The organism is Mesorhizobium sp. M7A.F.Ca.US.011.01.1.1 (genome assembly GCF_003998295.1).
Taxonomy (GTDB): Bacteria; Pseudomonadota; Alphaproteobacteria; order Rhizobiales; family Rhizobiaceae; genus Mesorhizobium.
In genome coordinates, this window is the sequence record NZ_RZRT01000008.1 from 70,435 (window position 1) to 94,425 (window position 23,991).

The 23,991-nt window shown below is 63.9% G+C and carries 22 protein-coding genes; 6 read left to right on the forward strand and 16 right to left on the reverse strand.

What is annotated here, in order from left to right; genetic code table 11:
- Window position 1 precedes the first annotated feature (1 nt).
- Genes EOA13_RS11950 through EOA13_RS11960 form a run of 3 tightly spaced genes read right to left on the reverse strand, consistent with a single transcriptional unit; the run spans window position 2 to window position 4,232 of the window.
- On the reverse strand, window positions 2-1,168 hold the full coding sequence (locus EOA13_RS11950) for an ABC transporter substrate-binding protein (protein WP_127292824.1): 1,167 nt from the start codon (window positions 1,166-1,168) through the stop codon (window positions 2-4).
- 41 nt (window positions 1,169-1,209) lie between these two features.
- Window positions 1,210-3,051 carry a branched-chain amino acid ABC transporter ATP-binding protein/permease gene (locus EOA13_RS11955; RefSeq protein WP_245490361.1) on the reverse strand — a complete coding sequence of 614 codons (1,842 nt, stop codon included), beginning with the start codon at window positions 3,049-3,051 and terminating at the stop codon, window positions 1,210-1,212.
- A 14-nt stretch (window positions 3,052-3,065) separates the two neighbouring features.
- Window positions 3,066-4,232 carry an FAD-binding oxidoreductase gene (locus EOA13_RS11960; RefSeq protein WP_127292830.1) on the reverse strand — a complete coding sequence of 389 codons (1,167 nt, stop codon included), beginning with the start codon at window positions 4,230-4,232 and terminating at the stop codon, window positions 3,066-3,068.
- A 145-nt stretch (window positions 4,233-4,377) separates the two neighbouring features.
- Between EOA13_RS11960 and EOA13_RS11965 the strand changes: the two genes are divergently transcribed.
- The 5 genes from EOA13_RS11965 to EOA13_RS11985 are packed head-to-tail and all read left to right on the forward strand — an operon-like array spanning window position 4,378 to window position 9,359.
- On the forward strand, window positions 4,378-5,316 hold the full coding sequence (locus EOA13_RS11965) for a MurR/RpiR family transcriptional regulator (RefSeq protein WP_127292833.1): 939 nt from the start codon (window positions 4,378-4,380) through the stop codon (window positions 5,314-5,316).
- Window positions 5,313-5,960 carry an isochorismatase family cysteine hydrolase gene (locus EOA13_RS11970; RefSeq protein WP_127292836.1) on the forward strand — a complete coding sequence of 216 codons (648 nt, stop codon included), beginning with the start codon at window positions 5,313-5,315 and terminating at the stop codon, window positions 5,958-5,960. The genes EOA13_RS11965 and EOA13_RS11970 overlap by 4 nt, the downstream gene beginning before the upstream one ends.
- Window positions 5,957-7,279: a glutamine synthetase gene (locus EOA13_RS11975; RefSeq protein WP_127292839.1), complete on the forward strand. Its 1,323-nt coding sequence runs from the start codon at window positions 5,957-5,959 to the stop codon at window positions 7,277-7,279. The genes EOA13_RS11970 and EOA13_RS11975 overlap by 4 nt, the downstream gene beginning before the upstream one ends.
- Entirely contained in the window at window positions 7,279-8,046 is a 768-nt protein-coding gene (locus tag EOA13_RS11980; protein WP_127292842.1) for an N-formylglutamate amidohydrolase, read from the forward strand. Before EOA13_RS11975 ends, EOA13_RS11980 begins: the two co-directional genes overlap by 1 nt.
- Complete coding sequence (locus EOA13_RS11985) at window positions 8,043-9,359, forward strand: aspartate aminotransferase family protein (protein ID WP_127292844.1); 1,317 nt, start codon at window positions 8,043-8,045, stop codon at window positions 9,357-9,359. Before EOA13_RS11980 ends, EOA13_RS11985 begins: the two co-directional genes overlap by 4 nt.
- 79 nt (window positions 9,360-9,438) lie before the next feature.
- Here the strand turns inward: EOA13_RS11985 and EOA13_RS11990 are convergent, their stop codons facing one another.
- From EOA13_RS11990 to EOA13_RS12005, 4 genes are all read right to left on the reverse strand, one after another.
- On the reverse strand, window positions 9,439-10,761 hold the full coding sequence (locus tag EOA13_RS11990) for an LLM class flavin-dependent oxidoreductase (RefSeq protein WP_127292847.1): 1,323 nt from the start codon (window positions 10,759-10,761) through the stop codon (window positions 9,439-9,441).
- A gap of 166 nt (window positions 10,762-10,927) precedes the next feature.
- The gene (locus EOA13_RS11995) at window positions 10,928-12,010 is read right to left on the reverse strand and encodes an amino acid ABC transporter permease (protein WP_127292850.1); all 1,083 of its coding nucleotides are present in this window, start codon (window positions 12,008-12,010) and stop codon (window positions 10,928-10,930) included.
- Window positions 12,007-13,200, reverse strand: a complete 1,194-nt coding sequence (locus tag EOA13_RS12000) for an ABC transporter permease subunit (protein WP_127292853.1) — start codon at window positions 13,198-13,200, stop codon at window positions 12,007-12,009. The genes EOA13_RS11995 and EOA13_RS12000 overlap by 4 nt, the downstream gene beginning before the upstream one ends.
- 13 nt (window positions 13,201-13,213) lie before the next feature.
- Complete coding sequence (locus EOA13_RS12005; RefSeq protein ID WP_245486044.1) at window positions 13,214-14,248, reverse strand: amino acid ABC transporter substrate-binding protein; 1,035 nt, start codon at window positions 14,246-14,248, stop codon at window positions 13,214-13,216.
- 157 nt (window positions 14,249-14,405) lie between these two features.
- Here EOA13_RS12005 and EOA13_RS12010 point away from each other — a divergent pair, with 157 nt between their 5' ends.
- Window positions 14,406-14,678 carry a hypothetical protein gene (locus tag EOA13_RS12010; RefSeq protein ID WP_127292856.1) on the forward strand — a complete coding sequence of 91 codons (273 nt, stop codon included), beginning with the start codon at window positions 14,406-14,408 and terminating at the stop codon, window positions 14,676-14,678.
- 2 nt (window positions 14,679-14,680) lie between these two features.
- Here the strand turns inward: EOA13_RS12010 and EOA13_RS12015 are convergent, their stop codons facing one another.
- From EOA13_RS12015 to EOA13_RS12055, 9 genes are all read right to left on the reverse strand, one after another.
- Window positions 14,681-15,700, reverse strand: coding sequence for an isopenicillin N synthase family oxygenase (locus EOA13_RS12015; protein WP_127292859.1), 1,020 nt, complete (start codon window positions 15,698-15,700; stop codon window positions 14,681-14,683).
- Between the two features lie 2 nt (window positions 15,701-15,702).
- Window positions 15,703-16,041 (reverse strand): hypothetical protein, encoded by a 339-nt coding sequence (locus tag EOA13_RS12020; protein WP_127292861.1) that lies wholly within the window; start codon window positions 16,039-16,041, stop codon window positions 15,703-15,705.
- The gene (locus EOA13_RS12025; RefSeq protein WP_127292864.1) at window positions 16,038-16,829 is read right to left on the reverse strand and encodes an ABC transporter ATP-binding protein; all 792 of its coding nucleotides are present in this window, start codon (window positions 16,827-16,829) and stop codon (window positions 16,038-16,040) included. The genes EOA13_RS12020 and EOA13_RS12025 overlap by 4 nt, the downstream gene beginning before the upstream one ends.
- On the reverse strand, window positions 16,823-17,824 hold the full coding sequence (locus tag EOA13_RS12030) for an ABC transporter permease subunit (RefSeq protein WP_127292867.1): 1,002 nt from the start codon (window positions 17,822-17,824) through the stop codon (window positions 16,823-16,825). The genes EOA13_RS12025 and EOA13_RS12030 overlap by 7 nt, the downstream gene beginning before the upstream one ends.
- An 11-nt stretch (window positions 17,825-17,835) precedes the next feature.
- A complete protein-coding gene (locus tag EOA13_RS12035; protein ID WP_127292869.1) occupies window positions 17,836-18,870 on the reverse strand; it encodes an ABC transporter substrate-binding protein in 1,035 nt (344 codons plus the stop codon).
- A 60-nt stretch (window positions 18,871-18,930) separates the two neighbouring features.
- Window positions 18,931-20,256 carry a PLP-dependent transferase gene (locus EOA13_RS12040; RefSeq protein ID WP_127292872.1) on the reverse strand — a complete coding sequence of 442 codons (1,326 nt, stop codon included), beginning with the start codon at window positions 20,254-20,256 and terminating at the stop codon, window positions 18,931-18,933.
- 29 nt (window positions 20,257-20,285) lie between these two features.
- Window positions 20,286-21,338, reverse strand: coding sequence for a 2-oxoglutarate and iron-dependent oxygenase domain-containing protein (locus EOA13_RS12045; protein WP_127292874.1), 1,053 nt, complete (start codon window positions 21,336-21,338; stop codon window positions 20,286-20,288).
- Between the two features lie 176 nt (window positions 21,339-21,514).
- Window positions 21,515-23,152, reverse strand: coding sequence for an ABC transporter ATP-binding protein (locus EOA13_RS12050; protein ID WP_127292877.1), 1,638 nt, complete (start codon window positions 23,150-23,152; stop codon window positions 21,515-21,517).
- The gene (locus EOA13_RS12055) at window positions 23,149-23,991 is read right to left on the reverse strand and encodes an ABC transporter permease (protein ID WP_127292880.1); all 843 of its coding nucleotides are present in this window, start codon (window positions 23,989-23,991) and stop codon (window positions 23,149-23,151) included. Before EOA13_RS12055 ends, EOA13_RS12050 begins: the two co-directional genes overlap by 4 nt.

Sequence of the window (23,991 nt, forward strand, 5' to 3'; positions counted from 1 at the left end):
ATCACGGCGCGGGAACGTCGGCAGCGTCGGGGATCAGGGTCTGGACATGCTTGCCCTCGCCGCCCTCGTAGCGCATCAGCGCCACCGGCCGCAGCGGCATGCGATCGGTGCCGGCATAGGTGATCTTGCCGGTGATGCCTTCGAAATCCTTGAGGCCGGCGATGGCGTCGCGGATCGCCTTCGGGTCGTCGGAGCCCGCCGTCTTGACCGCCTGGTCGAGGATCAGGCCGATCTCGTAGCCATTGACCTCATAGGTCGATTCCGGTGCGTGGCCGGCATATTTGGTGAAGGCGGCGTTGAAGGCCTCGAGCTTGCTGCCCGGCTCGGCATAGCCAGCCGCGGTGTAGACGACACCGTCGACCAATTTGCCGAGCGCCTTGATGGTCGGCGTGCCGATGGCATCGGCGCCATAGACCGGGATGGTGACGCCAGCGCCGCGCAATTGCTGGATGAAGGCCGGGAAATCCGGCTCGTAGGCCGCCGTCATGATCAGGTCCGGCTTGTCGGCCAGGCCCTTGATGTTGGTGATCTCGGCGGAAAAGTCGGGCTGGCCCATGCTGAAGGTGCCGCGACCGACAATGGCGCCGCCCTTCTTCTCGAACACCTTGCCGAAATATTCCGGCAGATTGGCGGTGTAGGTGGAATCCGGCGAGGTCAGCAGGAACACCTTTTTCTTGCCTTCGGAGACGGCGAAGTCGGCGACCGCCGTCGCCTGCACATTGTCGGCCGGATAGGTGCCGAACATGACGTCGCCGACCGCGCCGGTGAGCACGGGAGCGGAGCCGCACAGCGTCAGGGTCGGAATACCGAGCGGCTGGGTGAGCTGGCCGGCGGAAATCGAGGGATCGGCATCGCACGGCGTGATCATGATCTTGGCGCCGGCGTCGATCAGTTCCTGGGCGACAGTGGCGGTCTGCGCGGTGTCAGAGCGCGTGTCCTTGATCAACAGCTTGACGGTGTATTTGCCGCCGAGCCCACCCTTGGCGTTGAGTTCGTCGAGCGACATGCGCAGGCCGGCAAGTGCCGGCTGGTCGTAAGGGGCAAGGCCGCCGGTCTGCGCGGTCGCGGCACCGACGATGATCTCCTCGGCGCTGGCCGTCGAAATGGCGGCGATGCCGAACACGGCCGCGCACAGGGCGGCGCGATGGAGGCGATAGAGGCTTGGCATGTCGGTTCTCCTTCTGGATTTTTATCGTTGGTCGTTGCGGTCTATGCGGTCTGGTTTTCAGGCGTTGCGGTCTTGGCCCGCGCCGTGCGGCTGCCGAGATAGGCTGCGATCACGGCGGGGTTCTTCTGGACATCGCCCGGCGTGCCGTCGGCGATGACGCGGCCATGATCGATGACGACGATGCGCTCGCACAGGTTCATCACCAGCCGCATGTCGTGTTCGATCAGCACCACGCCGATGCGGCGCTCAGCGCGAACCGTCGATAGAATCGAAACCAGTTCGGCGGTCTCGACGGCGTTCATGCCGGCGGCCGGCTCGTCGAGCAGCAGGAAGCGCGGCTTCAACGCCAAAGCGCGCGCCACTTCGAGCCGGCGGCGCTGGCCATAAGCAAGCCTGGCGGCCGGCTGATCGGCGAATTTCTCCAGCCCCATGCGTGCGAGCTCGCCCATGGCCGCCGCCTCGGCATGGCCAAGATCAGGTTCCACCTGGCGTGCGGCGACGACGACATTTTCGAGCACGGTCATGTGCGGGAAGACACGGATGTTCTGGAAGGTGCGGGCAACGCCGGAGCGGGCGAAGCGGAAGGCCGAAGCCTGCCGGGCCACGCCACCGACCGACACGGTGCCGGCACTTGGCTTGATATCACCGGCAAGCATGTTGAGCAGCGTGGTCTTGCCGGCGCCATTGGGGCCGATGATGCCGGTGATGCTGTCGGTCTCGAAGTTCAGGCTGACGTCGTCGACGGCGACAACGCCGGCATAACGGCGCGACAGATGGTCGGCGGTGAGCCGGTCACTCGCGACATGCCGCGGTGGCGCCGTTGAAGCCATCAGGGCCTGACGTCCGGGCCGGCGCAGCAGGTTCAGTTCACGCTCGCCGAACAGACCGGTCGGGCGCCGCCAGATGACCAGGATCATGGCGATGGCCAGCACGCCCTGGGTCAAACCGAACAGGACGGGCAGATGCAGGCCGAGCACTTCGCCGCCGCCTTCGAAGCGGCGCACCACTTCGACCAAAACGATGGTGACGATGACGCCGGCGAAAGCGCCGAGCGACGAGGTCATGCCGCCGACGATCAGCATAGCGAGCATGGTGAAGCCTAGGTCGAAATAGAAATCGCGCGGCGAAAACGCGCCAAGGAATTGCGCCATCATGGCGCCGGCGGCCATGGCGGCGACGACGCCCGCCACCCAGGCGGCCAGACGCGCCGTGCGCTGGTCGACGCCGACGGCGGCCGCACCACGCTCGTCATTGGCGGCGGCGCGGGTGGCAAGGCCGAAGGAGGTTTCGCGAAACAGCCTCGCCGCCACCAGCGCCATCGAAGCGACAGCGGCAGCCGTCCACAGCCCGACCTCGCGCGGCACGCCATAGAATGGCTGACTGCCGCGCGTGATCTCGCGCCCGGCCACCAGCAGCGTGTAGACGATGATCAGCATGGCAAGCGTTGCGATCGAAGCGCTCGATCCGGAAAGCCTGAGCAGCGGCGTGCCGGTCAACAAGCCGATGACGACCGCCAGAACCAGGACGACGGCCAGCGCCGCGACAAAGGAGAGTTGATGGCCTGCGAGGAATTGCGGCAGGTCGCGCAGCGCCGTTCGCTGCAATGCGGTCGGCATGGTGAGAATGCCGGTGGCGTAGGCGCCGAGGCCGACGAAGGCGGCCTGGCCGAACGAGACGATGCCGCTGTTGCCGGAGAATATCTGCAGGCCAAGCACCGCCGTCAGCATGATCGCTGCATAGGTGACTACACGTTGCATGGCGGCGCTGCCAAAGATGAAGGCGGCAAGCGCCACCAGCAGCAGCACCGCGACCATGCACAGGGCATCGGCGGCGGCGTTGCGAAACGCGGCCGGCATGCAGCTACGTGAGTTGCTCTCGCTCATCGTCGGCGACGCCATCACGCGGCCCTGAAGCGATCGGGCGAAAACGGCGCCAGGATCGGCTGCGCGCCCTCGGTGACCAGCTTGGCCACGGCCTCACCGACGGCCGGCCCGGTCTTGAAGCCGTGGCCGGAGGACCCCGCCGAAACGACCAGCCCTTCGACACCGGGCATGGCGCCGATGACGGGCAGATCGTCGGGGCTCATGTCATAGAGCCCGGCATAGCCGGGGCGGATGCCAAGCTCGGCCATGGCCGGGACTCTGTCAGCGAAGGTCTCAAGGATCTCGACCGATTCCTGCTCCTCGACACCTTCCATGTAATCATCTGGATTTTCGACAAAGCGCGGGCGGCCTGCATGTTCGTGGCGCAGGCCGGTGCCGCCGCCGGCCCAGGTGCCGGCCAGGATGACGCCGTCATTGTCGGGCCGAGCATAGTTGCAGGAAATGTCGTCGCACCAGGCGAATGGCATGACCTGCCTTGCCTTGCCGGCAGCGTCGAGCACGGCCATCGGATGGCGCTCGACATGCAATGGCAGATCCAGGCCCACCGTCGCCAGCAGGCGGCGCGTCCACGGCCCGGCGGCCAGGACGACCGTATCGGCTTCCAACACCGTTCCATCGGTCAAGATGACGCCGGTGATGCGGTCGCCCTGCCGCTGGAGGCTCTCGATCAGCGTGTTCTGCATGATCTTCGCACCACTGGTGCGGGCAGCACGGGCGATGGCGTTGGTGGCGCCGAAGGCATCGGCATAGCCATATTCCGGCTCCCACAGCGCCATTGCGACATTTTCCAGCGCAAAGCCGGGTGCCGCGTCGGCAAAGGCCTGCGGCGACAATGTCTCGATGCGCGCGCCCTCGCCGCGGATGCGTTCGGCTGCCGCCGCCCAACTCACCTTGTTGTCGTTGCCGCAGACCCACATCATGCCGATTTCGGTGACAAAGGATCCTTCGCCCGCGATTTCCGGCAGCGACACCAGGATCTCTCGGCCGCGGATGGACAACTGCGACAGTTCCGGCATCAGGTAGAAGGCGTGCAGCAGCGCCGACGATTTGCCCGACGGGCCGCCGGCGGGGTGGGTCTGCTCGACCAACGTGACCTTCACACCGGCCTTGGCCAGATGATAGGCGGCGCTCGATCCGACAATACCGGCACCGACGACGATGACGTCGCTTCCGTTTCGCATGGCTGTTCCCCACAGTCTCTTGGCTGCTTTCCGACAAGGTAGAGCCAGCGATTGCACAATGTCAACATCTCTTCATTGTTGACCGAGATTTAAATCTCTGTAATAAACTCGACAAAACAAGAGAACATGGATTTCGGGGAGGCCCATGGCGATACGCGATGTTCTGATGCGCGGGGATCTTGCGCTGACCCCGTCGGAAGAGAAGATCGTCCGGCTGCTGTTGACGGACTATCCGACCTCCGGCCTCGGCACCGCTTCGTCGCTGGCGCGGCGCGCCGGTGTCAGCGACCCGACCGTGGTGCGGCTGGTGATGAAGCTCGGCTATGAGGGGTTTCCGGATTTTCAGGCGAAGCTTCTGGCCGAAGTCGAGGCAAGACTGCACTCGCCGCTGCTGATGATGGAGGCCAAGCGGCAGAGCGGTTCCAACGACAGCGCCGTGCTGGCATACCTCGATAGCGTCACCACGGCCTTGCAGAAAGCCACTGCCGCAACACCCATCCAGACATACGAACGGGCGGCCCGCCTGCTGATGGAGGTCAAGGGCGAGATTGTCATGGTAGGCGGCCGGTTCAGCCGTCACATCGCCGGCATGCTAGCCGGCTATCTCGTACAGTTTCGCTCCGGGGTTCGCGATCTCGGCGTGCTTTCTCCGCAGACCTTCGACACGCTCGCCGACCTCGGCCGCCGCGACGTGCTCGTCGTGTTCGACTATCGCCGCTATCAGCTTGATGTGATGGCCTATGCGAGCCAAGCGGCGGCGCTCGATGTTCGCATTGTCCTGTTCACCGACCAATGGCTGTCGCCGATATCAGATCTTGCCGAAGTCACCATCGTCAGTCCGCTCGAAGTCGCCTCGCCCTACGACACGCTGGCGCCGGCGATCGCACAGATGGAAGCGCTGGTCGCCCATATCGTTTCGACGCTGGGCGACGAGGCCCGCAACCGCATCGAGCGGCTCGAAAAGGTGCGGCATGCCAATGCCGTGACACTCGACAGCGACCCGCAAGACAACGGCGCGCGCAAGATATCCGGACCCCGCAAGACGCCGGGACCCAAATCAGCAAAGCAGGACGACAAAGCATGACCCAGGCCCTACCCAAACGAGACGAAGGCTTCCGTGCCGGCGAAACGGCACTGCTGCTCGTCGACATGCAGCGCATCTGGCTGGAGCCGGGCGCCGATCCGTCGCATCCGGAGCGCGGCCCCGATCATTATTTCTACCGGCAGACATCGTCGCAGACGATCCCCAATCAGGAGCGCCTGCTGGCCGCTGCGCGGGCCAATGGCGTCGAGGTGCTGCACACCATCATCCAGAGCCTGACCGAAGACGGCCGTGACCGCTCGCTCGACCACAAGCTGACGCCGATCCATGTTGCCCCCAGCCTCCCGGAGGGACTGCCGGTGGCATCGCTGGCACCGGTTGGCGACGAGATCATGCTGCCGAAGACGTCGTCGGGCATCTTCAATTCGACCAATGTCGACTATCTCCTCAAGAACCTCGGCATCCGCTATCTCGTCGTGGTCGGCGTGCTGACCGATCAATGCGTCGACATGGCGGTGCGTGACGGCGCCGACCGCGGCTATCTCGTCACCTGCGTATCGGATGCCTGCGCCACCATCACGCAGGAACGCCACGACATCGCGCTCAAGGCCTTCGGGGGCTACTGCTGGGTGGCCGACACCGACACGGTCGTCGCCCGCTTCAACGCTTTGGGAAAACCGGCATGACATCGACCGTCGAGCCTCTGGTTGCCGTCGTCACCACGGATCTCTCCGCCGTCACACGGGGCCGCTTCGTTGCCGAAAGCAAGTTGCAGAAGACTGCCACGACCGGTGTCGGCTGGCTGCAGGCCAATCTGTCGCTGACGCCGTTCAACTCGATCGTCGATCCCAACCCCTGGGGCTCGTCGGGCGACCTGCGGCTGATCCCCGATCTCAAGGCGCGCTTTCGCACGACACGCACCGGATCGGCGACGCCGTTCGACATGGTCGCCGGCGACATCGTCGAGCTCGATGGCAGCCCATGGCTCGGGTGCACCCGCATGATGCTCAAAGAGGCGTTGGCCGATTTGAAAGCCGCAACCGGCCTGTCGGTCATCGCCGCCTTCGAGCATGAATTCAATGTCGCCGACGGCGGCTTCGCGCCGGCGCATTCGATGTCTTTCGCCGCATTGCGCCGCACAGACCCCTTCGCGCCCAACCTGATGGCGGCGCTGGAGGAGGCCGGCGTCGCACCCGAAGTGGTCATCGCCGAATTCGGCGACGAGCAGTTCGAGGTGACGCACGAGCCGGCGGACGTGCTGACGGCAGCCGACCGCGCCGTCGCCATCCGCGAAATCACGCGCGAATTGGCGCGCAATGCCGGCTGGCGTGCGAGCTTCGCGCCCAAAACCGCGCCAACTGCCGTCGGCAACGGCGTCCACATCCATTTCAGCTTCGTTGACGAGGCCGGCAAGCCGGCAACTTACGACCCGGCGCAGCCCGGCGGCCTTTCCGCCAAAGCCGGCGCCTTCTGTGCCGGCGTGCTGCGCTATCTGCCTGGAATGACCGCGATGACGGCGTCGAGCGTGTCGTCCTTCTACCGGCTGAAGCCGCACAACTGGAGTTCGTCCTACACCTGGCTTGCCGACCGCGACCGCGAGGCGACGCTGCGCATCTGCCCGACTGTGACGATGGGCGGACGCGATCCGGCGCGGCAGTACAATATCGAGTACCGGGCGGCGGACGCCACCGGCAATCCCTATCTGTCGCTGGCGGCGATTATCCGCGCCGGGCTGGAAGGGCTGAAGGCGGGCCTGCCGTCGCCACCTTTGGTCACCGGCGACCCGACACTGATGAGCGAGGCGGAGCGCGCAAGTCTCGGTCTGGTGCGCCTGCCCGAAACCCTGCCCGCGGCACTGGACGCGTTGCTGGCCGACGGCACCGTGACGGGATGGTTCGCGCCTGTCTTCATCGAAACCTTCGTCGGCCTCAAGCGACATGAAGCCGAGCGTCTTGCCGGTCTCGATCCGGCCTCCATCTGCGATCTCTACCGGACGCTCTATTGATGACCGTACAGACCGGAAAAGATTGGCCCGAGGCCGTCGAGGTCCTCAACGAGCACGGCCGTTCCGATATCGTGCTGTTGTGCGAGCATGCGTCCAACCACATGCCGGCCGAGTATCGGCAGCTCGGCCTCGATGCCCACCATCTGCAGCGCCACATCGCCTGGGATATCGGCGCCGCCGAAGTGACCCGCTTGCTGTCGTCGAAGCTCGATGCTTCGGCCTTCCTCAGCGGCTATTCGCGGCTGCTGATCGACCTCAACCGGCCACTGGGCACGCCAGGCAGCATTCCGGTGCTGTCGGAAGACACCGACATTCCCGGCAATGTCGGCATCGATGCGACGGAGCGGATCCGGCGCGCCGAAATCATCTTTTCGCCGTTCCATGACCGGGTGGCCGCGTATCTCGATCGCCGGGCGCAAGCAGGCCGGCAGACGCGGATCGTGACGATCCATTCCTTCACGCCGGTCTTCCTCGGTGTCAGCAGGCCTTGGCATGCCGGCGTGCTGCATGACCATGCAAGCGATCTCGCCGAGGCGATCCTTTCAGGCCTGCGCACCGACGCGGCGCTCAATGTCGCGGCCAACGTGCCCTATGTGATCAGCCGCGACGCCGACTACGCCGTGCCCATCCATGGCGACGATCGCGGTATCCCCGCTGTCCTCGTCGAGATCCGGCAGGACCTTTTGTCGACACGGCGCGGCATCGAGGAATGGGCGGACCGGCTGGCAGCGGCACTGCCGGCACTCGATACGGAAACCGTGTCGTGAGCAATCTCAGCTTGCGCGAACGTGATGCCGCGACCATCGCCCAGATCGGCAAGCTGCGTTTCTCGCCGCTCAGCGTCATCGGCGGCCGGGGCAACCGGCTGATCGAGGAAGGCGGCCGCTCCTTGCTCGACCTGTCGGGATCGGCCGGTCCGGCGGTGCTCGGCTACGGCCATCCGGCCGTCGTCGAAGCGGTCGAGATGTCGATCCGCGACATGGCCGGCGCGAGCCTGCTGCTCTACCCGAACGAGCCGGCTGTATCGCTGGCGGAGCGGCTGCTGGCGATTACGCCCGGAGAAGGCGAACGGCGCGTCTGGTTCGGCCATTCCGGATCGGACGCCAATGACTGCGCGGTGCGCGTGCTGCAGGCGGCCACCGGCCGTTCGCGCTTCATCTCGTTCATCGGCTCCTATCACGGAAATCTCTCCGGCTCGATGGGCATCAGCGGCCATACCGCCATGACCCATACGCTGCCCCGGCCGGGCGTGCTTCTGCTGCCCTATCCCGATCCGTACCGCCCGAATTTCAGCAGCGAGGACGTGTTTGCCCTGCTCGACTACCAGTTCGAGACCACCTGCCCGCCGCATCAGGTCGCGGCGGTGTTCATCGAACCGCTGATGTCGGATGGCGGACTGATCGTGCCGCCGCCGGGTTTCCTCAAGGCGCTGCAGGAGCGTTGCCGCAAGCACGGCATCAAGATTGTCGTCGACGAGGTCAAGGTCGGGCTCGCTCGCGGCGGCAAGATGCACTGCTTCCAGCATGAAGGACTGACGCCGGACCTCGTCGTCTTCGGCAAAGGCATCGGCGGTGGCTTGCCGTTGTCGGCCGTGATCGGCCCTAAGGAGATCATGGACCATGCGCCGGCCTTCGCGCTGCAGACAACCGCCGGCAATCCGGTGGCGACATCGGCCGGCAACGCGGTGCTGAAGACGATCGAGACGGACGGCCTGGTCGAGCGCTCGGCGCGGATCGGCATGCTGTTTTCCGACGCGCTGCGAGCCCTTGCCGCCAGGCATGAGATCATCGGTGATGTGCGCGGGCGCGGCCTTGCCATCGGCGTCGACCTGGTCAAGGATCGCACGACACGTGAGCCGGTTGCGGCGGCGACCACGGCCAAGATCATCTATCGCGGCTATGAGCTGGGTGCAGCCTTCACCTATGTCGGGTTGAAGGCCAATGTGCTGGAGTTCATGCCACCGCTGACGCTGACGGAAGACGAAGTGGCGGAGGGCGTGGCGATCGTCGATCAGGCGATCGCCGACGTCAACGCCGGCAAGGTCTCGGACGCGGACGTCGCCTCCTTCATGATGTGGTGACGGGGAAGCTGGGCAGGCAAATCCTGGCGCAAACGATGACCGCGGACGCTTGCCTGGGAGCCTCTCCGCGAAGGATGTTCTACTCGAAAAACCGGTTGGGCGGCCGCTTCAGGCCGAGATTCTCGCGCAGTGTCGACCCCTCATATTGCCGCCTGAAGATGCCTCGCCGTTGCAATTCCGGCACCACTTTCTCGGCAAAATCATCGAGCCCTGCCGGCAGGTAGGGAAACATGATGTTGAACCCGTCGGAGCCCTCGGCAACCAGCCATTCCTCCATCTCGTCGGCGATTGTTTCAGGCGTGCCGACAAAAGCAAGCCCGAAATAGCCGCCCAGCCGTTGCGCAAGCTGCCTGACGGTCAGGTTCTCCTGGCGTGCCAGTTCGATGACGCGCTCGCGGCCACTCTTCGAGGCATTGGTCTCGGGGATTTCGGGCAAGGGCGCGTCGGGATCAAAACCGGACCCGTCATGGCCAATCGCAATCGACAGCGAGGCAATGCCGCTTTCGTAATAGACGAGGCTGTCGAGCTTCGCCCGTTTGACCTGTGCGTCCTCGACGCTGTCGCCGACCACGACAAAGGCACCGGGCAGGATCTTGATGTCGTCGCGCGACCGGCCGAGTTTTTGGGCGCGATCCTTCACGTCGGCAAAGAAGCGTTGGCCAGCCGCGAGATCGGCATGGGCGGCGAAAATGACTTCCGCCGTTTCGGCAGCCAGCTGTCGCCCCGCCTCCGAGGCGCCGGCCTGGACGATGACCGGCCAGCCCTGCACCGGCCGCGCGATGTTGAGCGGACCGCGCACCGAGAGATGCTCGCCCTTGTGGTCAAGCACATGCAGCTTTGCGGGGTCGAAATAGAGCCCGCTTTCGGCGTCGCGGATGAAGGCATCGTCGGCGAAGCTGTCCCACAGGCCGGTGACGACCTCGTAGAATTCCCGCGCCCGCCGGTAACGCTCATCATGCTCGACATGCTCGTCGAGGCCGAAATTGAGCGCCGCGTCAGGGTTGGACGTGGTGACAATGTTCCAGCCGGCGCGTCCGCCGCTGATATGGTCCAGCGAGGCGAAGCGGCGAGCAACATGATAGGGCGCGTCGAACGTCGTCGATGCGGTGGCGACCAGCCCGATATGGTCAGTGACGGCGGCGAGCGCCGACAGCAGCGTGAACGGCTCGAACGAGGTGACCGTGTGGCTGCGCCGCAACGCCTCGATCGGCATGTTGAGAACGGCCAGATGGTCGGCCATGAAGAAGGCGTCGAACTTCGCCGCTTCCAGGGTCTGGGCGAAGCGTTTCAGATGCGCGAAATTGAAATTGGCGTCGGCATAGGCGCCCGGATAGCGCCAGGCGCCGGTGTGCAGGCTGACGGGGCGCATGAAGGCGCCGAGGCGCAGTTGTTTTCGTGTCATGTGGCGGATATCTCGGACGTTGGAGATTGAACAAATCTCGACGAGGATCGACCTCCATCAAGGCACGGGGAAGGTATTGCGTTCCCCCGCCACGCGCTTCCGCAGCATTCGCTTCCCCGCCGCCAGCGCAAAATGGCACAGCGCTACGCCGGCGAGCTTTATAGGCTCAGTGTCGCTGCGACCGGCGCAGATATTTCTCCAGCCAGAGGCTGTAGCGTGAGCCGCCGAAGCACAGCACGAAATAGATCAGCGCAGCGAACAGATAGGCCTCGTCGTAGTAGCCGAGCCACTGCGGATCGGCCGCCGAGGATCGGGCCGCATTGAGCAGGTCGAAAATGCCGATGACGGCAAGCAGCGATGTCGCCAGCAGGAAGCCGATCGCCAGATTGACCATGCCGGGAATGACCAGACGTAGCGCCTGCGGCAGGACAACGAGCTGCATCGTGCGCCAATAGCCGAGGCCAAGCGCAGTCGCGGCCTCGTGCTGGCCCGCCGGTATCGCCTGGAGGCCGGCACGAACGACCTCGGCGACATAGGCCGACCAGAACAGCGTGATCATGATCATCGCCCGGACATTCTTGTCGATCAGCTGGCCATTCGGAATGGCCATTGGCAGGATGAGCATCGCCACATAGAGGATGGCCACCATCGGCGTGCCACGCATCAGTTCGATAAAGGCGATCGCAAGCGTGCGCAGGCCGCCCATGCCGGAACGCCGCGCCAGGGCGAGCAGGATCGCCAGCGGCGTCGCCAGTCCGAAGCAGACCGACCATACGAACAGCGTCACGGCCAGCCCGCCCCACTGGTTCGATGGGACGGCGGGAGGCACCAGCGTGCCGGACATCAGGATCCAGCTGGCGACGACGACGACAGGCCAGGCGACGAGCAATCCCTTGCGCCAAAATCGCGGCTGAGCGGTGATGACGAGGAGCCCCAGCAGCAGCACCATGACGACGAGCGGGCGCCATTGCAGCGCCGGCGGATAGAAGGCGAACAGGATGAAGCGGAATTTCGCCCCCACGAACGCCCAGCATGCCCCGTTGGCGAGTGCACAGTCGGCTGAGGTTCCGGTCCATGTCGCGTCGAATACGCCCCAGCGCAGCAGTGGCGGTACGATCCAGCCCAGCAACGCCACCGTAACCAGGGTGATGACTGAATTGAGCGGGGTGCCGAAAAGCCCGATCTTCAACGTCCGCAGCGTTGCCGACGATCGCCACGGTCGTAGGTAAACAGCGTCGGAGATGCTCATGTCCTCGCAATTCCTCTGAGAGCGACACGCCGGTTGTAGTGGTTCATGGCGGCCGATACGGACAGGTTGATCGCCAGATAGATGCCTATCAGCAGTGTCAGCGCTTCCAGCGACTGCCCGGTCGTGTTGGCGGTGGTGTTGATGATGCTGACGAGATCAGGGTAGCCGATGGCAACCGCAAGGCTGGAATCCTTGGTCAGGTCCAGGTAGCTGGACGTTGTCAGCGGCGTGATGACGCGCAAGGCCTGCGGCAGCACGACGAGCCGCATGATCTGGCCGCTGTGCAGGCCAAGCGCCCGGGACGCTTCCCATTGGCCACGGTCGACCGACTGGATGCCGGCTCGCACGATCTCGGCGATAGCCGCCGAAAACTTGACCACCAGGCCCGTCAACAGTGCCGTGAATTCCGGCGTCAGATTGTAGCCGCCGCGAATGTTGAAGCCAGCCAGCGCCGGTATCTCCCAGCTCGCACCGGCTCCGGTTAGAGGAAAGGTCAGCACAACGCCAGCCAGCAGCCCCGCGGTTGCGATGCCCAGCCGCCTGGCAGGCAAGCTGCCCTCGCGCCGCGCCCTCCAAAGGAAAGCCATATAGGCCAAGGCGAGGCCGACAAGCAGCCAGAGCGTCGGCGCCGACACACCATGAAAGGCGAGCCCGGGAACGAACACGCCCCGGTTGGTGAGGAAGAAACTGCCGAAGACCGAGAGCGCCTGGCGTGGCGAGGGAAACGATTTTGCCAGCGAAATCCAGAAGAACAGCTGAAGCAGAAGCGGCGTGTTGCGGACGATCTCGACATACCAGCGCACGAGCGCGGCCAGCAACAGATTGCCTGAGAGGCCGGCAACACCGAGAGCAACGCCGAGGATCGTGGCGAGCAGACATCCAAGCGCTGCCACCGTCAGCGTGTTCAGAAGACCGGCCAGGATCGCGCGCGCATAGGGGTCGCCCGCCCTGAAGGCGATCGGCGCCTCGCCGATCTCGAAATTCGCCGGCCTGCCGAGGAAGTCGAACCCCGGCGTGATGCCGATGCGCGCCATGGTCCCGGCGGTGTTGTGGCCGAGCAGCCAGAACAGGGCGATGACAGCCGCGATCACCGCGATCTGGGTCAGCGGCCAGTCGCCCCACCACCTGGACACCTTGCGTAACATGCCGGGTCCGTCTGGACCCGGCACGGTTTCGTCCGTCAATGACATTGGCTGAAGGGTCTCAGCGGAACGGCGGTGAGTACAGCAGACCACCGTTGGTCCACAGGCTGTTGTAGCCGCGCTCCCAACCGAGCGGTTTCAGGTTCCGGTCATAGATTTCGCCGTAATTGCCGACGGTCTTGACGATATTATAGGCCCATTTCGGATCGAGGCCGATCGCCTGGGCGAGCGACGGGTCGACGCCGAGAAAGCGCTGGATGGCCGGATCCGGCGATTTCAGGAACTCGTCGACATTCTTGCTGGTGATGCCCCATTCCTCGGCCTGGATGGTTGCGTTGACCGTCCAGTTGACGATTTCGAGCCAGCGGTCGTCGCCACCGGCGATTGCCGGTGCGAGCGGCTCCTTCGACAGCCGCTCGGGCAGGATAATGTAGTCATCAGGCTTCTTCAGCTGGGTGCGCTTGCCAACGAGATCGGACGAGTCCTGCGTGATGGCGTCGACGCGCCCTGTCTCCAGCGCGTTGATGAACTCGCCGGTGTCCTCGATCGTCACCGGTGTGAACTTCTTGCCGGTCTTGCGGAAGAAATCGGCGATGTTCAACTCGCCGGTCGTACCGCTCTGAACGCCAATCGTGGCACCGTCCAGGTCGGCAGCCTTGGTGACGCCGAGATCCTTGCGCACAAGGATGCCCTGGCCGTCGTAGAAAACCGTCGGACCGAAATGGAAGCCGAGCTGGAAGGCACGCGTGATCGTTACCGTCACGCCCGACAGCAGAATGTCGAACTCGCCGGCCTGGAGCGCCGGCAGGCGCTGCTGCGGCGAAGAGTTGGTGAACTCCACCTTGTCCGGGTCGCCAAAGACAGTGATCGCCAGGGCGCGTCCATAGTCGGCGAAGAAGCCTTGCCAGCGACCGTTGCTGTCCGGCGAGAAGAAACCGGGTGTCGTGCCGACACCGACCTTGATGGAGCCACGCTCCTTGATCTTGTCGAGCGTCGGGCCCGCATAGGTCGCGGTCGAGAACAATCCCGCCGCCACCACCAGCGTCGTCGCCAGTGCCGTCCTCCAACCGGCGCCAAGCCGCATTGCAATCGTCATGTCAGTCAACTCCTGAGGTTCATTGTTGTCAGCCGATCGCGGAACGTCCCCCGCTCTGTTCGACTGCCCCGAAGTTAACTCTATAAGTTTTGTATACTAAGGAACGGCAATCCATTTTTTTGCCTGTCCGGAAAGCAGATTGCTTCGAATATGCACATTGGCGGCGAATGCGAACCGCGCCGTTCCCGAATGGATTGCTTATGCGAAGGATATGTTCGCGCCGCTGAAGATGGAGATCGCGCGGCAAAAAATGGCCGGGCTCGAATACGGCCCGGCCAATAGAAGGTCAAAACCTTCAGAGGGGAACACCGTCCAGCGGAATGGGAGGAAACCGCCGAACGATTTTACCTTTTTGGGCTTATTTCGAAGCCTTGGCGACGAATGGCATTCCAAAAAACAAATGAAACGGCAAAAATTCATGCGCCGCTGAGCTCACGAACCCGCCGTTCCGGTCTTGAGAAGATCGGCATAGTGGCGGCGTGCCACGTCGGGATGTGAACGCAGCCGGCTTTTGAGCACATTGGTGCCGACATCGCGGAACAACGGGTTGTCGGGATCGCTTGCCGGTCCGCGCGCCTGTGCCGCCAGTTCCTCGGAAAGGCCAAGAAGCGGGATGGTCGCATCGAGCCGCGCGCTGAAGAAGAACGGGACGGAAATCCGCTCGACGCCGGCAGGCGGCGTCACGACGCGGTGCACGGTGGCCCGCAGATAGCCATTCGATGCCAGTTCGAGCAGTTCGCCGATGTTGACGACCAGCGTTCCCGCCAGCGGATCCACATTCACCCAGCTTCCGTCATATTCGACCTGCAGCCCCTTGTTGTCGTCCTGCAGAAGCAGGGTCAGAAAACCGCCATCCTTGTGCGCGCCGACGCCCTGGTCGCCTTCGGTCGCGTCACGGCCGGGATAACGGACGATCTTCATGCGATGGTTGGGCGAGTCCCGGTAGATCGCGTCGAAGGCGTCCTCGGGCTGATCGAGCGATAGTGCGAAGGCTTTCAACAGCCGAATCGCCACCGCGGTCGCCTTGGCCTGCCATGCGAGCAGTGCCGGCTTGAGCTCCGGCAATGCAGACGGCCACTGGTTCGGCCCCTGCAGCCGTGTCCAAGGTGCAATTCCAGGTCCCTGCGCTATGGGCTGGCGCTCGACGCCTAAATCGAGTTGCTCACGCCAGTCGGCCGCGCCCCTGGTCAGTTCGCCGCCGGCGCGGGTGTAGCCGCGGAACTGCTGGGATTTGACCATTTCGATCGCCAGCTTGTCGGCCTCCGGCAGCGCGAAGAACCGGCGCGAGGCATCGAGCACGTCGTCGATCTCCAAGGCCGAAATTCCGTGGCCGCTGAGATAGAAGAAGCCAACGTCTCGCGCCGCCGTGCGCAGGTCCAGGAGAAAGGTACGATATTCGGAGGCACCTTGTTCGAGACGGCTCAGATCGAGCACCGGCACAATTCTGGGCATGGTCAGGTTCCTTCTTTTTTCTGCTTTGGATCTTGCATGAAGCTCCCCCACAGAAGCGCGAAGCTGGAAATGATCGCTCCGGCCCAAAACAGTTCGGGCGAATAGCGCCGGATGCCGAGGAAATGCCAAGTCTTGCACAACGACATGGCTAGCGAGCAGCGGTCAGACGTCTGCAGCAGACATGGCAGGGTGCGCTCGATTGGAAATCCGGTGTTCGACATGACCTGTGCGTAGACGATCGCCCACCAGACGAGAGCAATGAGCGTCAGGACAATTCCCGCCGCTTCCAGCCAGCGCGGCGAAAACAGTTTTCTGACCGATGCCGACGTATTTTCGGTCATGCCGAGAACCCGAGAATCTCGAGGATGTGCTGGCGTTGGGCTACGATGCGCGGATCGTCACGCCGACGGGGGTAGGGCAGATCGACCGCGACCTCGGCCTTGATGCGTGCCGGGCGCTCGGTCAGCACGATGACGCGCCCGGACAACAGCAGCGCTTCTTCGACATCGTGGGTGACCAGAATGACCGTGTATCCGGCCTGCCGCCAGAGCGCCAAAAGCTCCTCCTGCATGGTCAGCCGGGTGAGTGAGTCCAGCCGGCCCAGCGGCTCATCGAGCAACAGCAGGCGCGGGTCGTTGATCAGGGCACGCGCCAGCGCGGCGCGTTGCGCCATGCCGCCGGACAGCTGGTGCGGAAAGGCGGAGGCGAAAGCCTCGAGCTTGACCAGGCGAAGCACACCATCGATCCGCTTCTGACTGCCAGGCAGGACGCCGCGCGCTTCCGGCCCGATGGCGACATTGTCGCGAACGGTCCGCCACGGAAACAGCGTCGGGTCCTGAAACACCAGGACGCGCGACGGATCCGGTCTGGCGACGATTGTCCCGTTTGCCAGCACCTCACCGCTGCTTGGCCGTTCCAGCCCTGCCGCCAGCCGCAGCAGGGTCGACTTGCCGCAGCCGGACGGACCGAGCAGCGCCACGAACTCGCCTGGCGCCACGGCCAGGTCGATCTGGCGCAGCACCGGCAAGGGTTGCCCATCCAGATCGTACTGATGCGAGACGCCGTGAAAGTCGACGGAAAGACCGGCAGAGTTATCGACCGCGACGCGAGTGGTGCCGAAGGCTACCATTGTACGACACCCTTCTGCCAACCGAGCAGCCGGTCGCGCGCGACGAACAGCAGCTTGACCAGACCCGAGCAGAGCAATGCCATGACGATCAGCATCGCGTAGACGTTGGCGTAGGCCGAATAGGCTGTCTGGAACTGCAGATACCAGCCCAGACCGTATTTCGCGCCGAGCATTTCGGCGACCACCAGCACGGCAAAGGAATAATACAGCCCCATGAACAGCCCGACGAAGACATGCGGCAGAGCGGCCGGTATCGCCACGCGAAGAACCAGATAGCGGCTGCTGGCGCCAAGCGTACGCGCCACGTCGTAGAAGGAGCGGTTGACCGAGTTGACGCCCGACGCGGTCAGGATCGCGACCGGTATGCCGGATGCAAGCGCGACCAGGAACAGGCTGGCCTGGAACGTCGTCGGGAACAGGAAGAAGGTTGCCGGGATCCAGGCGCTCGCCGGCACGGGGCCGATCAGCTTCAGCACCGGCATGCCCCAATAGGCGAAGTTTTTGGACCAGCCTAGCGCCACGCCGCCGATGAAGCCGACAATGATGCCGCTGAAGAAGCCGATGGTCCACAGCCGCGCGGTGTAAGCGATGCAGATGAGGATGCGTTGCCAGTCGACGATATAGACATGCAGGAGGCCGTGCGGCGGCGTGAAGAATGGTTTCGGTATCCAGCCGAGCTTGGCGGTGATCAACTCCCAGACCGCGAACCAAAGGCCCAGCACAATCAGCCATGGACCGTAGTGCATCAGCCCGCGGCCAAATCCGCCAAGCTTTTCGACGCTGAATGCAAGACCGGCCAGGATCATCGCTCCGGCGACCAGCAGGGCGACGAAGACATCGCGGCTACCCCACGGAACGACATCGGGGAAGGCAATCGTGACAACGGCAGCGAGCAGCCAAGCCGAGGCGGCATAGAGCCCGTGCTTCCACACGGGCCCGGCAGAAGCGGAAGAAACACTCTTTTCGCCTGCGTCCTCGTCGATCGCTGCGCTCATCACCGCAACCGTCAGGCCAGAATGTCGACCGTCACCCGCTGCGCGAGTTCCGCCGGGTCGGTGGTGGGATCGAGCACCTTGATCAGCGACAGATCAGCGGCCGCATGCTTCACCTGATCCTGCAGGTCCTTGCCGACCGGATGGTTGTGCAACACCCATGACGCAATCTCGTCGCGGATATCTTCAAAGGGGAAGCCCGGGTTGAGATTGTCGACGAACCACTTTGCCACCTCATCTGAATGCGCCGCGGCATATTCGTGGATCTCGATGTCGGCCTCGGCCAACCGCCGGATGGCATCCTTGTTGGCATCCAGGAAAGCCGAATTGACGCCAAGCACACAGCAGACTGCACCTTCGAACGAGCCGGTTTGCGTGTTGGCGACTTCCACAAGGTCGAACTTCTTCTTGTGGGAATAGGCCCACGGATCGAGATGCGCCAGCGCATCGGCCTGACCCTTACCAACCGTTTCGCCGACCAGATCGAACGGCACGTTGAGCCAGTTTACATCATTTTCGGGATCGAGGCCTGCCTTGGCCAGCGCAACCTGGAAGGAGTGCTTTGGCGGGCTGGCGACGTCGTAGGAGACGATGGTCTTGCCCTTCAGACCTTCGAGCGTGGTGACGCCGGAGGCCTTGGACGCCAGCAGCCTTGTACAGCCGCCATGTGAGCCGACGAACAGCTTGACGTCCAGCCCCTGCTCCAGCGGCTTGACCCAGTCATAGAGCAAGCCGGCGCCGGCATCCGTCTTGTTGGTGGCGATCGACTGGATCAGCGTCTGGCCGCTGGCACCTTGATAGTAGAGTTCGATGTCGAGATCATGCCTGGCATAGATGCCCTTCGAAAGGGCGAAGGCGATCGGCGAATGGCAGGCCGCGAACTCGGTCCATGATAACCGCACCTTGGTCGCATTGCCGGCTATGGCGTAGCTGGTCGGCCTGGCGAGCAGGGCCACAGCTGCGGCGCCAACGCCGAGTGTGCCGGCGGCGCGCAACACGCCGCGCCGCGAGATCTTCGATGTTGCCCCGATTTTCCTGCTGGAAGTCATTGTACCCTCCTGTGACCGGATCGATGTGGAGCCGACGATTTGTTCGCCAGCAGAAATGCCTCAGGCGGCCTTCAATTCGCGATCGCCGACGGCCTGATCGAGCGCCTGTTCAAGATCGCGAATGATGTCGTCGGGATGCTCGATGCCGACGGAAAGCCTGACATAACCGGGCGTCACGCCGGTCGCGAGCTGCTCTTCCGGCGAAAGCTGCGAGTGGGTCGTGGTCGATGGATGGATAGCCAGCGAGCGCGCATCGCCGATGTTAGCGACGTGGTAGAGCAGCTTCAACCCGTTGATGAAGGAACGTCCAGCCTCGCGGCCATCCTTGAGTTCGAACCCGACCAGCGCGCCGTAGCTGCCCTGACGGAAATAGGCATCGGCCCGGCGCTTGCTCTCGCCGCTTTGGTAGCGTGGGAAGATGACGTTGCTTACCTTTGGATGACCGCGCAGAAACTCCGCCACCTTGATGGCGTTCTCATTGTGTTGACGGATGCGCAAGGGCAGCGTCTCCAGGCCCAGCAGCAGCTGGAAGGCATTGAACGGGCTGATCGCGGCACCGACGTCGCGCAGAAGCACGGTGCGGATGCGCAGTACATACGCCACCGGTCCAAGCGCTTTGGCCGCCTCGACCCAAACCTTGCCGTGATAGCTTGGATCGGGCTGGTTCAGCGTCGGGAAGCGTTCGGCATGGTCTTCCCAGGGGAAGTTGCCGCCATCGATGACGATGCCGCCGATCGAGGTTCCGTGGCCGCCAATGTATTTCGTCGCCGAATAGACCACGACAGCCGCGCCATGGTCGAACGGCCTGATGCTCAGCGGTGCCGCGGTGTTGTCGATAATCAACGGCACGCCGAGCGACCGGCCGATGTCGGCGACTTCCTTGATCGGGAAGACTTGCAGCTTCGGATTGGGCAGCGATTCCGCATAGTAGGCGCGTGTCCGCGCATCAGTGGCACGGCGGAAATTCTCAGGGTCGGACGGATCGACGAACCGTACTTCCACGCCCAGGTGCTTCAGGGTCGCGGCAAAAAGGGCCCAGGTGCCGCCATAGAGATCGGTGGCGGAGACGATGTTGTCGCCGGCGCCGGCAAGGTTCAGCACCGAATAGGCTGAGGCCGCCTGGCCGGAGGACACAAGAAGGGCAGCAGCACCCCCTTCCAGCGCCGCGATGCGGGTCTCCAGCGCATCCTGCGTCGGGTTCGAGACGCGCGTGTAGATATGGCCGATCTCATCGAGGGCGAACAGCCGGTCGGCATGGCCGGTGTCCTGGAACTGGTAAGACGTGGTCTGGTAAATAGGTACGGCAACGGCGCCGGTGGCGGGATCGGCGCGCCAGGAGCCGCCGTGAAGGGCAAGGGTCTCGGGAGAAAGATTTTCCAGGGTCATTTATCGTTCCTTCCTGATGGTTGTGGCGGTCAAGCGACCGGGACAGCTTCGGCGCGTGCCTGGACGGCCAGCAGATCGGCGTGATGGCGCCGCGCGACGTCGGGATGCGAGCGCAACCGGCTCTTCAGCGCGTTTTGCCCGGAATTGCGGTAGAGCGGATTCTGCGGATCGCGGGTGACCCCGTTCGCCTGCGCCTTCAGGTGCGGCGCCAGATCCAGGAGCGGAATCTCGGCATCGAACGGAGCGCCGAGGAAGAAGGCGACCGACAGCCGGTCGGTGCCGGCTGGCGGCGTTACGACCCGGTGCACGGTGGCCTTCAGGTAGCCATCGGTCGCCATTTCCAGCAGTTCGCCGATGTTGACGACAAAGGTGCCGGCGCGCGGCTCGGCGTCGATCCAATCGCCATCGGCGCTTTCGACCTGCAGCCCCTTCTGCCTTTCCTGCAGCAGGAGCGTCAGGAAGCCGCTGTCCTTGTGCGCACCGACGCCTTGCTCGCTTTCGGTCGCGTCACGGCCGGGATAGCGGATGATCTTGATGAGGTGGTTCGGCGTGCCGGCATAGATGGCTTCGAAAGCACCCTCATCCTGCTCCAGGACAATGGCAAAGGCTTTCAGCAGGCGCGTCGAAAGATCGGTGAGGCGATCCTGCCACTCCAGCAGAAGCGGCTTCAGCTCGGGCAAGGCGGTCGGCCATTGGTTTGGTCCCTGCAGGCGCGTCCAGGCCGGCAGCGAGGCATTGCGCGGCAGCGCCGGTGCCTCCGAGCCGATGTCGACCTGCTCGCGCCAGTCCCTCTGGCCTTTCGTCAGTTCCTGTCCAATCCGGTTGTAGCCGCGGAAATGCGGCGAGTTGACCATCTCTATCTGGAGCTTGTCCTTGTCCGGCAAGGCAAAGAAACGTCGTGACGCGCCAAGCACATCGTCAATCAGCGATTGTGCGATGCCATGTCCGGTCAGGTAAAAAAAGCCAACATCGCGTGCAGCGCGCCGCAATCCCTCGATGAATTCTTTGCGAGATGCCGGATCGGCTTCATAGCGGGAAAAATCCAGCACCGGAATCGTTTGTTTACCAGCAGAACTGCTCATTTCGACCTCTTGTTTGGTGATCGAAGCGTCGCACCGCAGGCGATGGAAACAAAGAAAACGCCATCCCTTTCGGTGGCAGGTGGGGAAATTCCAGTATCGCTCGGGCAAGACGGACAGCGCGTTTTTGTTAATTCTACAAGATTGGTAGATTTTGCCCTGCGACCGGTATCACGCCTCTATTCCGCGGCGGCCCGGTCGATCTGGCTGCGGCTCCGCTCCCAGGACAGGCCTGGGACCGCCGCCAGCAGCGCACGCGCATAGTCGGATCCGGGACGTGTCAAAACCTGTTCGGCGGGACCGTCCTCGACGATCTTGCCGCTCTGCATGACGACGATGCGGTCGGCGATCGCCGAGGCGACACGAAGATCGTGCGTGATGAACAGCATCGACAGGCCAAGATCGCGTTTGATTTCCGCCAGAAGGTCGAGAATCTGCGCCTGTATCGAGACATCCAGGGCCGAGACCGGTTCGTCGGCGACGAGCAGGTCGGGCTCAAGCATGAGTGCTCGCGCCAGGCCAATACGCTGCCTTTGGCCGCCTGAAAAGGCATGCGGGAAACGATCGGCCGCACCGGGGTCAAGTCCGACGCGGACAAGGAGGCGGGACATGCTCTCCTCCGCCCTCTCGCGTGAAAGGCCGTTGACTATGGTGGCTTCGGTAAGGATGCGGCGGACGCGATGGCGCGGATTGAGGGAGGCGAACGGATCCTGAAACACCATCTGGATACGCGGACGTAAAATGCGCTCCCGTGTCGTGCCGGCGAGATCGCCACCGTCGAAGCTCAGGCTGCCTTCATCCCAGTCGGCCAGTCCGACGACGCATTGGCCGAGCGTCGTCTTGCCCGAACCGGATTCACCGACGAGGGCGACCGTCTCGCCGCGCCCAATCGTCAAATTGACACCGTCCAGCGCCCTGGTGGCGGAGGTCTGCCGCCGCCAAGGCGCGCGGCGATCACGATAGGTCTTGCTCAGCCCGCGGACAACGAGAAACGGATCCCCTGCGTCCCGTCTTTGAATTGCACTGGTATGAAGAACCGGAACGGCTTCGATCAGGCGGCGTGTGTAGGGCTGCGATGGCGCTTCGAGGACGTCGTCTGCTCTGCCGCTCTCAATCACCCGGCCCTCCTTCATCACCACGACGCGATCGGCGATATCGGCGACCACGCCGATATCATGGGTGATGAACAGAACGGCGAGGCCGAGCCTTTCGCGGATTTCAAGGATCAGCCGCAGGATTTCCGCTTGCGTCGTGACGTCGAGCGCGGTGGTGGGTTCATCGGCGATCAGCAGGTCCGGATCGTTGGCGATCGCCATGGCGATCATCACCCGTTGCCGCTGTCCGCCCGAGAGCTGGTGCGGGTAGCGGTGAATGATCGTCTCGGGATCCGGAAGCCTGGTTGCCCGCGCCAGTTCCAGCACGCGAGCGGTGCGCGCCTTGCGGTCGCCGCCATCATGCGCGGCGAGCGCTTCCTCGATCTGGCGGCCGATGGTCAGCACCGGATTGAGCGCGCTCATCGGTTCCTGGAAGATGAAGCCAATGCGCTTGCCGCGCAGCAGGCGGAACGAAGCCTCGCTGATCCCGGCAATGTCGCGGCCATCGAAACGGATCGCACCGGCGGCGATCCGGAGCTGCTTGGCAGGCAACAGGCCGGCAATGGCCGCGGCCAATACCGATTTGCCAGATCCGGATTCGCCGACCAGGCAGAGCACTTCGCCACGGTCGATACGCAACGACACGTCTTCGACGGCCAATGCTCGATCGGCGTGCTCCGGCAAAGCGATGGAGAGACCCGCGATCTCGACCAGGGCCGTCATGCGCGCCCACCGCGATTGCTGTTGCGAGGGTTGAGCCAATGGTTCAGGCCGTCGCCGACGAGGTTCAGGGAAAGAACGGTGAGGAAGATCGCCAGGCCCGGAATGGTCGACAGCCACCAGTTGACGCGAAAGGCGGTCCTGCCGGTGCCGAGCAGATAGCCCCAGGAGACGAACTCGCGATTGCCCAGACCAAGGAAGCTGATGCCCGATTCGATCAGGATGACGGTCGCCGTCATCAACGAAGCGGCAACGATCACCGGCGACAGCACGTTGGGAAGGATGTGCCCCCAGATGATCCGGGCAGTCGACAGCCCGCCAACCCGTGCCGCCCGCACGAAGTCCTGGTTGACGAGGCTCAGCACCTCGGCCCGGACCAGCCGGGCGATCTGCGGCCAGCTGACGATTGCGATGGCCAGGATGATCGAAGCCAGCGAAGGCGCGACGATCGCAACGATGACGACCGTCAGCAGGAAGCTCGGGATGGTCTGGAAGAACTCGGTGAACCGCATGGCGACGTCGTCGACCCAGCCGCCGAAATAGCCGGCGACAGCACCTATCGCCGTGCCGAAGGCGACGGCGAGCAGCGTCACCGCCAGAGCGATCAGCAGCGTGACCTGCGCCCCGTGGGCGATGCCGGCCGCAAGATCACGGCCGAGCATGTCGGTGCCGAACAGATGACCCGGGCTGAAGGGCGGCAGGTTCGGGCGCGCAACCATGCGCCAGGGATCGCCCGGAAAGAGGATACCGGCGAAGATCGCCATCAGGAGGATCGCGATCAGGATCAGCGCGCCGGCGATGGCGCCCGGATGCCTGAGGAACGGGGTTCGCGGCAAGGCCAT